This is a genomic window from Chryseobacterium sp. CH21, assembly GCF_004119445.1.
Classification (GTDB): Bacteria; Bacteroidota; Bacteroidia; order Flavobacteriales; family Weeksellaceae; genus Chryseobacterium.
The window spans coordinates 15,818-27,211 of record NZ_QICI01000024.1; the positions used below are offsets into that span (position 1 = coordinate 15,818).

The 11,394-nt window shown below is 36.4% G+C and carries 8 protein-coding genes and 1 tRNA gene; 4 read left to right on the forward strand and 5 right to left on the reverse strand.

Annotation, left to right across the window (positions count from 1 at the left end; translation table 11 throughout):
- Positions 1-186 precede the first annotated feature (186 nt).
- The 3 genes from BOQ62_RS04460 to BOQ62_RS04470 all read left to right on the forward strand — a co-directional run bounded on the left by BOQ62_RS04460 (position 187) and on the right by BOQ62_RS04470 (position 2,745).
- Positions 187-825 carry an alpha/beta hydrolase gene (locus BOQ62_RS04460; protein WP_129037473.1) on the forward strand — a complete coding sequence of 213 codons (639 nt, stop codon included), beginning with the start codon at positions 187-189 and terminating at the stop codon, positions 823-825.
- Positions 826-944: 119 nt separating this feature from the next.
- Complete coding sequence (locus BOQ62_RS04465; RefSeq protein ID WP_129037475.1) at positions 945-2,264, forward strand: PDZ domain-containing protein; 1,320 nt, start codon at positions 945-947, stop codon at positions 2,262-2,264.
- 4 nt (positions 2,265-2,268) lie between these two features.
- Positions 2,269-2,745 carry a hypothetical protein gene (locus BOQ62_RS04470; RefSeq protein ID WP_228413678.1) on the forward strand — a complete coding sequence of 159 codons (477 nt, stop codon included), beginning with the start codon at positions 2,269-2,271 and terminating at the stop codon, positions 2,743-2,745.
- 42 nt (positions 2,746-2,787) lie between these two features.
- On the opposite strand, the gene BOQ62_RS04475 is transcribed toward BOQ62_RS04470, so the two are convergent.
- The 4 genes from BOQ62_RS04475 to BOQ62_RS04490 form a co-directional block, all read right to left on the reverse strand.
- Positions 2,788-3,831: a L,D-transpeptidase gene (locus BOQ62_RS04475; protein ID WP_185146786.1), complete on the reverse strand. Its 1,044-nt coding sequence runs from the start codon at positions 3,829-3,831 to the stop codon at positions 2,788-2,790.
- A gap of 184 nt (positions 3,832-4,015) precedes the next feature.
- Positions 4,016-4,852, reverse strand: coding sequence for an XAC2610-related protein (locus tag BOQ62_RS04480; protein WP_129037479.1), 837 nt, complete (start codon positions 4,850-4,852; stop codon positions 4,016-4,018).
- Between the two features lie 10 nt (positions 4,853-4,862).
- Complete coding sequence (locus BOQ62_RS04485) at positions 4,863-5,150, reverse strand: hypothetical protein (RefSeq protein ID WP_129037481.1); 288 nt, start codon at positions 5,148-5,150, stop codon at positions 4,863-4,865.
- A 270-nt stretch (positions 5,151-5,420) separates the two neighbouring features.
- On the reverse strand, positions 5,421-5,747 hold the full coding sequence (locus BOQ62_RS04490; RefSeq protein ID WP_129037483.1) for a winged helix-turn-helix transcriptional regulator: 327 nt from the start codon (positions 5,745-5,747) through the stop codon (positions 5,421-5,423).
- A 598-nt stretch (positions 5,748-6,345) separates the two neighbouring features.
- Here BOQ62_RS04490 and BOQ62_RS04495 point away from each other — a divergent pair.
- Positions 6,346-10,968 (forward strand): T9SS type A sorting domain-containing protein, encoded by a 4,623-nt coding sequence (locus BOQ62_RS04495; protein WP_164976678.1) that lies wholly within the window; start codon positions 6,346-6,348, stop codon positions 10,966-10,968.
- A gap of 303 nt (positions 10,969-11,271) precedes the next feature.
- Here BOQ62_RS04495 and BOQ62_RS04500 read toward each other — a convergent pair.
- Positions 11,272-11,345 (reverse strand) — tRNA-Asp (locus BOQ62_RS04500).
- Positions 11,346-11,394: the final 49 nt, after the last annotated feature.

Below are 11,394 nucleotides of genomic sequence, written 5' to 3' on the forward strand. Positions count from 1 at the left end.
TTTTATGAAAATTTTCCAATAAAGATTTCCAAATAATATCAAATCAACAAAAATAAAAACACACTTCAAAAATCCAGAAAAACACTCCGAAGAATCAATCATTAAACATAAAGTATCTCCTTACGAAGTTCATTGTATGAATAATAAAAGTTAAGATTCTGCATCTAATTTAATTATCTTTGCTGTATGAATTTAGATTATCTAGTAAGAGAGCCGGAAAATATAACTTCCCAAACTCCCATTCTTTTTATGCTTCATGGCTACGGTAGTAACGAGCAGGATCTTTTCAGTTTCAGGGAAACGCTTCCCAATGACTGGATTATCGTAAGTTTCAGAGCTCCGCGTGATACTCAATTTGAAGGATATTCCTGGTATGATATTAATTTCAATGATCCTGAAAACTTTATTGATGTTCCTCAGGCAAAGGAATCTTTAGATGCGGCACTGGAAAGTATGTTGAAAATTATCAACCACTATGGTCTTACGGAAAGTAAAGCTCACCTTTGCGGTTTCAGCCAGGGAGGAATACTTTCTTATGCTTTAGCGTTAAAACATCCTGAACTTTTTAATCGTGTTGCCTGCCTAAGCAGCTATCCTGAAGAGAAAATTCTGGATGGTATTGTAAAAGATAAAAAGAAACTGGAGGGACTTCGCTTCTTCATTTCGCATGGCACTGATGATGCTGTGATTCCGCTGGAATGGGGAAGAAAAGCAGCAGATCTTCTTTACGATCTTAGCTGTTATTTCACCTTTAGAGAATATATGAGCGGACATGGGGTAAATCAGAAGAATTATATGGATCTGATGGAATTCTTTTCCAAATAAACAGAACCCATTTTGAAACAAATTCAATAAAAAACACTACTTCATTGTAGTTTATATAAACATTTCAGCTTTTGGAATGTTTTTTTTTATTATAACGATAAATTCAGTAAATTCAGTAAATGAAATTTAAATTGCTTTTACTGGGATTATTTCTTAGCATTTTTATAAATGCCCAGAATTCTTTTGAGTTGATTAATACTAAAAAAGCGGTTATTCCTTTTCAGTTTATCAATAATCTTATCTTTATTCCCATCAATGTAAATGGTGCAGAGCTTACCTTCTTGCTGGATACGGGAGTTTCGGAAACCATTCTTTTCAGTCTGGAAAATAAGGAACTTAAACTGAGCAACGTTGAAAAAGTAAAATTTTCCGGTCTTGGAGGCAGTATAAGTATTGATGGCTTAAAATCTGAACGTAACGTAGGCAAAATTGGAAATGAAATTGTCAATACCTCCATGTCTCTCTATATTATTATTGATGAAGAATTTAATATTTCGCCCCATGTAGGAATTCCCGTCAATGGAGTGATTGGATATCATTTTTTTAAAGATCATCCTATTTATATAGATTATACATCAAAGAAAATAACCGTGTATGAAAGTGCCAATCTTCTGGAAAAGAAAACGAGAAGATTTGAAGAATTCCCAATCACTATTGAGAAAGATAAACCCTATCTGTTTGGCGGTGTAGAGATGACGAATGAAAAGAAAGATTCAAAACTGCTGATTGATCTTGGAAATAGCGATGCCATCTGGCTCTTCCCCACCCTTATTAAGAATTTTGTGTATAACCGACCTAATATTGATGATTTTCTGGGCCGTGGTTTTAATGGAGATATTTATGGCAAAAGAAGCCGTATTCATAATTTTTATCTCGGAAAATTTAAGTTTGAAAAACCTCTTACTGCGATGCCGGATGAATTTTCTATCCAGCATGTTAATATGGTAGAAAACAGAAAAGGTTCTATTGGCAGCGAGCTTATGCGAAGGTTTACCGTAGTTTTTGATTATGCTAATAAGAAGCTTTATTTGAGGAAAAACAGATATTTTGATGATCCTTTTCATTTTAATATGAGCGGACTAGATTTCAAGCAGGACGGATTGGAATGGAAGGAAGACAGAGTAAAAATTGAAACTCAAAAATCTGCTATGGTATCCACTGAAGTTTATAAAGATGCCTTCCAGTATAAATTCAGTTTAAAACCTATATTTTCCATAGCCGGGGTAAGAAAAGATTCTCCCGCTTATGAGGCCGGCCTGCAAAAAGATGACAGAATACTCACCATCAATGGAGAACAGACCTCGGATATGACGCTGGAAAAAATAGTAGAACTCATGAAATCCAATGAAGGCAGAAATATCACCATGGTCATTCAAAGAAAAGATCAGAAACTGACATTGCGTTTCGCTCTGGAAGATCCCATTCCTTATCAAGAATAACAATATGAATACTGAAGAAAGCACCTTAGACAGGATAAGAACCAGACCCAGATTTAAAATGTTTACTCATCTTACCAAAGAAGAGTATGCTGAAAGTCTGAAAAAATATATGGAAGAGCATAAAGATGAGTTTTCAGGCAATATCAATAAAGAAGTTGCTACCATCTGGGTGAAAACAACAGATGACAATTACTGGAAACCCCGTCTTGCTTTAAGAGTAGAAATGGAAGATGAACATACGGCCATACGCGGAGTATTTGGACCAAGCTCTGCAGTGTGGACATTCTTTATGTTCCTGTATTTTTCCTTTTCTATTCTCTGGATGACTTTCTTCACCATGTATTATGTGGAAAAACAAATAAAAAGCGCTGAATACCCGTGGGCACTGAGCGCTTCTTTTATCATGCTATTTTTATTCTTCTTACCTATATCGCCGCCAGATTCGGCCAGCATAAAGGAAAAGAAGAAATGCTTAAATTGAGACAGTTTGCTGAAGAATCTACCTTACAGTTTGAAAAGAAAATTAGTTAGATTGAGATTCTACTGGCTTTTCATTCTGAATAGGTGTAGCCGCTGCTCTAGCCGCTTTGATGGAATCTGCTACTTTTTCTCTGTTGCTTTGTTCTTTAAGCATTTTCGGTACCTCAGGTTCCAAAAGCTTAGTTAATTCTTCAACAGAAATATTATTAGCATTAGGATCATCCAGGAGTTTTCTCCATGGCTTTCTTCCACCCCATTTATAATCCCCGAATACCATTACCGCTGTACCTTTGGCTTTTGTAGTAGCACCTCCGGGATTCAGGATCCAGGTATCGGCATAAGAATACAGCCATTTCGCATCTTTTCTCAGCAATCGTAAACATGAGTGTGAAGCAGGATATCCGGGAAGCGTATATTCATGCCATCCGATACCTCCTAAATTATGAATATTAAAGTTATAAGGAAGTTTCCATTCACTGCTTACGGTAGAAATAGCCAGCTCCTTTTTCCAGTTGGCAAAAGTAAGACCTCTCGTAGTCTGAGCCGCTTTTTTACCCATACTTGTAGGTCCCCATTTCACAAGACTACCATTAGAATATACTCCAAAAGCCTGAATAGGATATGAGAAGATGACAAACTTTTTCACCCCGCTCAATACATCCAGCTGCATCGGAAATGGTGAATACGCCATCAAAGTTGTATCTATTTTGGCAGGAACTACCAATGTATCGGCATTCCATTTACTTTTAGAATCCAGTCTGTTCAATGCTAAAATAGCAGTACGCTCTCCTACACTGTATTTTTTACTATATTCTGCGTAGATGGAATCTCTCATCTTTTTATCCTTTGGAAGAATAAAAGCATTATAAAAACCATTCTCCTGCATCACAGGCGGAACAGATTCTTTTTTTACCACGGGAACAGAATCTTTCTTTATAGAATCCTTTTCTGCCTCCTGAACTTCAGAAGAAGAAACAGTATCTTTAAAAGTATCACTTATTTTCTCTATTTCCTTTTTACAGGAAACAAGGAAAAAAGCGCATAAACAGGCATAAATAAAGGATTTTTTCACAGATATGTTTTTCATAAATAAATTGGCCGTTTAGTTTGGCTACCCAGTACAAATATCAGACCTAAAATTGAATCCTAAAAGAGATTGTTAAAAATACCGTAAAAAAACGGAGGTTTTATCCCTGTAAATGAGGAGTTATGACTAATTAATTTCTTAATTTTATTGATTTGAAAGGAATTTTCACACATTGAAAAGCAGATTATTCTTCCTTCTGCTCTTCTGTGGAAATCCATTCTAAATGCCCGTTTTTACCATAGCGGTAGAGATCCTGATGCCATCGAGCTCCTCCTCTGCAGCCTGTTGTTAAAAACTTCTTCTCTTTGTCCACAGTAACATCGCATAGACAAGAACAGCTTGATTGGGAATAATCCGGTTCTTTAAGCTTTTCAAAACGTTTGTTTCCAGGATTATACAGATATATATCAAACATTCTGTAAACACCCATTCCTTCATCAGGAACAGAAAATGCAACATCATCATACCCGTCAAAATTATAATCTTCAATAATGCTTTGTCTGGCAAAAGAAGGTTGGTCCGGAGACGGAAGTTCAATAGCCGTCTTTTTCCCATCCGGATAAGTAATGGTGAAATGATTATTATAAGAATGATTAAAGGCAAGCACAGCATCATGTAGGAGATATTTGTCACTTCCGTCATACTTTTCGCTTTCTACCATTTCCAGCATAAATTTTCTGTTGTCCTTTGCTCTTGTATAGGTAATGTTCGAAGTACTATGGTGCATTATTTCGAGCGTATATACCCCGTTGATTTTACCGTCAATTATTTCATTCCAGACATAATAATTAATGTCCGGTTGACCGTCATGTCTCCCCTCTGAATCTACTTTAAAGCTTTTTACCTGTAAAGGAATGATTTCTTTCTTTCCGGAATATTGCACAAATGCTCCTTTACCTTGAGCTCCATAATACAATTTCAGCCTAAATTCTTTTGTTTCTCCCACAGATTTCAGGGTAAAAGGCTGTGCTGAAATCAGCACAGAAATCATGATTAAACAGAATAAAAACAAGTTTTTCATCATCATCAGTTTATATAAAAAGATCCCATACAAATCTTACAATCCATAAAAATACAATCAGCAGCAGTATTGAAAACTGAACTTTATTCACATTTTTGTTCCCGAATTTCCATACCAGAATCCGATCTATGATAATTACCAGTAATACAGGAACTAAACCGAACAGAATATACATACCAAATAACGCATCAGGAGCTGATGATCTGGTCATGAGAACAATGGCAGCAATCAATCCGGAAATCATGGCGATGATTCCTGCAATAAAAAAGAGGGTCCAGTTTTGAAATTGTTTTTCCATGAACTATATAATTTCAGGAATGGATTATATTGAAACGGATATTGAATCTGTGATAATAAAATAACCAAAAAGCATGAAAGAAAGCACCTTAGCAATCAACCAGGTTTTAAGTATTGAGTACATGATGAATTTTCTTTTTGACATTCAAGTTATGTTTATGAGCTAAATTAACAATATCTGGTCAATAATCTTACCATTTCAACTTTAGTAAGTTGAATTATTGAGAGTTGAATTATTGATTTTAAAATACTCTTTCCAATATCCCTTTCTTCATATGATCCTCTCCAATTGTTGTAAGATAGGTATTAAAGACTTCCCTTTTTGAGTAAGATTATATTCTATGTGCAATGGCTTTTGCCTGATGACCACTCTTTCCAATAAATCCATTTCTTCCAGCTCTCTAAGAGCCATAGATAATGTCTGTTTATTAGATCCTTTTAAGTTGCGCAGCAAGCTGCTGAAACGCAATGTGGATTGGGATGCAAGAATGAATATTTCCAATTTTAGCTTGCCTGAAAGTGCTTTTAAAAGCTTCTGTACAGGACATATCTCAGTCTCATCAGCTGAGCTGTTATTAGTCAGATTTTTTTGACTCATTGTGTGTTTTTTTAATATCGTAACTTTGCAAACATAGTGGTTAATAATAAATTAACATACGATTATCCACACATTTAACAAAAAAACATTACAAAAAGCACAAAAAACTCAGTAGAAATTTTTCATTAAAAAGCATATGTTTTTGTGATATTTCCTCCCTATTTGTTCTGATTGTAAGTTTGCATAATTGTATAATTGATTATGAATTATTTTTTATAAAAACTAAAAAACTAAAACACAAATATGAAAAATGGGATTTTTATCTTCAAATTAGGCTATAATATATATTATTCTACCGGCCTACTTTTACTCACAACACAACACGAGCCCGAAAACCTGCAATAATTATATTGGAAGGCTTTAATACAAACACAATTCGGATTATTTATCATGGCTAGCAAAAAATAACGATTGTAAGGAACGGTCGGTTTTCAAAAATCTGCTGCAGCTGATAATATCGGATTCTTGTGTAGCGGTTACTTTACCAAAAGTACAGCTGCTTTATTGTATTCCATTCTTTCCTATACTGTTGATGATAAGCTATAAAATTTGAATAAAAGATATTCAAACAGAATCTAATAACCTAAAAAACATGCGTATGAGAAAAAAATCAATGCTATCAGTCTGGGCTGTATTCTGCTCAGTTGCATCCGTTTATGCTTCATCACGAGGCGATACGGACCGGCGCTTTTCTAATGATCGATTTATATTGGAAAGTCGCCTTCCAGTAACCAATTTCACTTATGATCTGGGACCTGTGATGGTCATTTCACAAAACGTAAATGAAAAAGGAGCGGTTGTTATGAGTGGACAGCTCAACAAACCTGTCACTACCAGTGATGTTCTGATTTCCGCCAAATACCAGAATGCTCTGGGAGAATGGGTTACTGCATGGTGTAAAACATTATACGCCAGCAATCTGTATAATGAAAACCTTAATGCTACCTTTGAATTGCCAGCTTCTGCAAGCAGCGGCACGTATAATTTAAAAGTTGTGCTGAGTTCAGAAACCGATAACTTCTCCGGAATTACATGGAATAAAGCAGTAAGCCATTACAAATTCGGAGACTATGCTGCGGCCACCTGTGAACTGGATGAAAATGAGTACACAATACTTTTCACTCCGAAAAAAAGTGGTACAGTATTATTAAATCCTAATGGAAGTGTTTCCGGTGTAAAAGACAGGGTAAAATCACAGCATCTGACTAAGAAACTGGATGATATTGTATTATCCGTTAACGCCAGTGGTACTCTGGATAGCAGCAATCCAAACGCTCCTGTGATTAATATTGACAATCCTAATAATATCGGTACGATTGCCAGTTCACAGAAATACATCTATCAAGGCAGTGATACGAGCCCTTTTGAGTTTTCTTACCATGATCCTGTTTATGTATTTGCCGGTAAGTTTTCAAGTTCGGGCTTCTTTATTAACTTCAGTAACTGGTTTCTACCTCCTGAGGAGGGTGGAGAACCCTGGGGCAGAGGATATTTGGATTTTACAAACCCTAATGCTTTAGTTAACAGGTATTACAACCTTTACAATTACATCAACGAGAAACTGACAGACATTATTTCGGATCAAGAGCCTGTAGTTATTGTTGTAAGCAAAATAACAGGTTTCAGGGTATACAAATCTACCGGACAGTATATCACGGTCAATGCATTAAGCAATTATAATACAGTGAATGATTTCGGTTATCCTCCATTATATGACAAACAAAGAGGTCCCGGATCTGAAAATTTCTTTTTGAGCAATACTCCTAAAGCTTCTTTATATGGTATTGGAGCCATCAGAAACAGAAAAGTAATAGCCAACTGGAATGGACCAATGAGACCGCTTTCGGAGGTGGAAGCAGAAATCAAAAAATTCATCAAATATGTAGGTATTTTTGGAAACACCACTGCATTTGATTCTGCAGATTGTGCTAATAGCTGTTTTACAATTAATTCCGGAGCACAGCCTGACAATACAATAGCAGACTGGACAAAAGCTCCGAACAGTTATATTTTTACGGGTAAAGATAATGATGGTAATAATGCAGACGGGCTTTATATTCCTGTAAAAAAAGCTTACGAAATGTGGCGAAGCGGGAATTATATGAAAGGAGTTGATGTTCCTTCCGGAACAGTTACTGCTGATGTTTTGTGGGAAGATACTATGGGACTGATAAAATCTAAGGAAAACTATACTTTAGATATTATAGGCTCAGGGGAAACGGCAAAAATAAAAGTACCTGTAAACAAAGTAAAGAAAGGAAATGCAGTAGTTGCTTATAAAGTAGACGGACAAATCTTCTGGTCATGGCACGTTTGGGTAACAGATGATCCCAGAAATGGTTCTACTTATAAAAGTTATGACGATGTAAAAAGACAATTAAGTGACGGTACAATAGAAACTATTCCTAACTCTGAATGGGGATGGATGGACAGAAACCTTGGTGCTCTGGGGAATTCTCTTAATGGAGACGGATGGCACAGAAACGGAGGACTTTTATACCAATGGGGAAGAAAAGATCCTTTTCCTTCATTAACTTATACTGATGCAAGCTTTTATCAGGTAACCGGAAGCATAGGAAAGGTAATTTATGACGATGCGATACCGAGATTGAGATTTACCAACAGTCCTTTTAATGACTATAAAAATTTTAATGAGCTGAGACTGTTTGTGAATAAATCAGCAGCAAATATAACAGATAACATCAGAGCATCGGTTAAAAATCCATTAAGTCTGATGTATGTCAATGATGATGGTACTACAACACCATCCATCTATGGAACTATAAGCAATATTCCTTACTATTACAATTGGTTTGGTCAGGTACCGGGATTGCAGACCAATGAGTTAAGTAAAGTTAATTTATGGTCGGATAACTCTCAAGGGATACAGGCAACTGATATCTCTGTTCCACAGCCGTATAGAAATAAATCATCTTATGACCCTTGTCCTAACGGATGGAGACTGCCTTCAGTATTGGTGGCATCATCTACCAAAAATGTAAGAATGGATTTTACACCTTTTGGTGCCAAAGTAAACAGCCCATTATCTGCATTAAATGGAGTTCAGTCAAATATTCCTCCCGGGTTATCTAATTTAAAAGGATATCTCGCAGGGATCAAGGTATACCCTCAAACTGGTTTTGACATGACCAATGTAGCAGGCAACAATATCGGAATATTCCCTGGAACCGGATGGATTGGAAGAGGAGCTTCCTCAGATGCAAGATATCATACTAAGGCCACATTTACAGATCAGCTTGAAACGTATCTATGGACGTCTACAATGACTACTTTTGGTGATTACTCAACGATAGCAAGTGCATTAAGATTAATTCCTGCTGCTGATCAGATCGTTAATAACTATCGCCCTGATGCTGCTAATTATCCTAATGTATACGGTTTGTACAGTTATAGACCTTCTGATGACTATTCAACCAATAATGCACAAGCCTGCAGATGTATTAAAGATCCGTTATTCATAAAAAATAACTATAATTTCGACACCACTTACTTCACTGAAACCGAAACCTACAAAACAGGTTTGGATAATCCTAATACTTATATGGTTACAAGGTCTACAGCAGATCAGATCATTTCAGTACCAGTAAGTAAAGCCTTTTCTGTACAGAGTAATTATTTAGGAAATACCCAAATTCTGAATACAACAAGCTTTAATGACTTAAAAGCCAATATACTCTGGACGGATAATCCTGCTTTGGTAACACAATTAACCATAGATAACACATCTTCCAAAGATGGAAACATCAACGTAAAAGTGAATGCCAATCAATCAGGAAACGCTGTTGTCACATTGCATAATGGTTCAATCACTAACCCTATTTATTGGAGCTGGCACATCTGGGTAACCAATACATCGGTGAATTCTTTTACTCATGTAAATGATACTCCTATTACGACTGATAATTATGTCAATTATACCCAATATGGGACCATCATGAAGACAACTATCATGGATAGAAACATAGGAGCTACCGAAGCAATGCCTAGCCCATATAACCCAACGGTTGCAGCTCAGGTAAACCAGCTGAACAGCTCACAGGGATTGCATTATCAATGGGGAAGAAAAGACCCTCTGCCTATATTCAATAATATCAATGGATCTAAATACAATATATTCTTAGGTACTACGAATGGCAGCGGTGCTGTAACCTATTCTACCTTTACAGAAGCAAACTATAACTCAAGTAATATTGTCAATTACAACACTTATAAAAGCAGTATCAATGCAACGGATAAAATAGATGTTAGGATAGAAAAGATTCTGGGCTATTCTGTAGCCAATCCATTAAAGCTGATGATGCCGGTCACTGCATATCCGTATCGTGGAGATAACACGCCTCATTATACTCTTGCTTCAGACTGGTTGTTTGACACCCAATATCAGGGGTTATATGATGAAAGATGGGGATTAGGTGGAAAAAAATCTGTCTTTGATCCTTGCCCGAATGGATGGAGAGTTCCTGAGGTTCTTGGTAAAGGTAACAACAAAACCTCTCCATGGAGTCTGAAAGGCAATCCTGAAGCACTCAGAACTATTGATGGTACAGAAGCTGGTTATTACGGAGCTCCTATCTATAGTGTCACCGCACCTAGTTTCTGGGGCAAAACTGTAGGATATTCATTTATTAACAGTTTATATAATATCGGAAATTATCCAAAGGCCGTTAGCAGAGGAAGCAGAAGCGTCATGTATGCAGGTGCGATAAATACTGCTGTAGGTGCCTCAGGAGGAGTATGGTATGCTAACCTAAACGGAGAAATGACAGGAAGAGCTACTTATATGTATTTCGATATTTACAGCAGAAATAATGTAAAAAATGTTGATATAGATCCTTTCGCTTCCCTAAGCTGCAGATGTGTAAAACAGGAAGATGCAGGTACACCAAGAGGTCCGCTGCCAGGTATTCCTGTAACGCCAAACACCGGACTTCAGGCTAGAACGGCTTTAAGCAAAACGGTTATCGAGGAAAAGGTAAAAAATGACAAGCTGGTTCTTTACCCTAATCCTGTAAAAGATATCCTTTATATTGATGCAAAAGATGATAAGGATTATTATTATCAGATTTATAACATGTCCGGACAGCTGATGAAAGAAGGCAAGTTTAACAACAAACAAACAGATGTCACTTCATTGTTAACCGGAGCTTACCTTATAAGAATTAATAACTCTGAAACTGTTGTAAAAATTATTAAAAGATAAATTACAACAACGCTGCTCAAAAGCAGTAATGGCCGGAATTTCTTCCGGCCATTTTTATTTTAAATATCACATCGAATCATCTTGTTTAAAAGTGATACAACCACTCATCGAAATATATAGATTTACATGCGCTTAGAAAGAATCAATGAGATTGATTCCATCTTTGCTTTCTTAATAATTGAGCATGAGAAAATAAATCTTTGCATTAAATCAAAATAGCACAGATTTAAATGCTCCATCCTTCTTATTTTACATCCAAAGGTTATAAACAAAAAAAGTCTTCTATTTCTAGAAGACTTTTTGCGATCCGGACGGGACTCGAACCCGCGACCTCCGCCGTGACAGGGCGGCATTCTAACCAGCTGAACTACCGGATCAATTTTTTTAAAAAAGAAATTGAGAAAACTTCTGCGATCCGGACGGGAC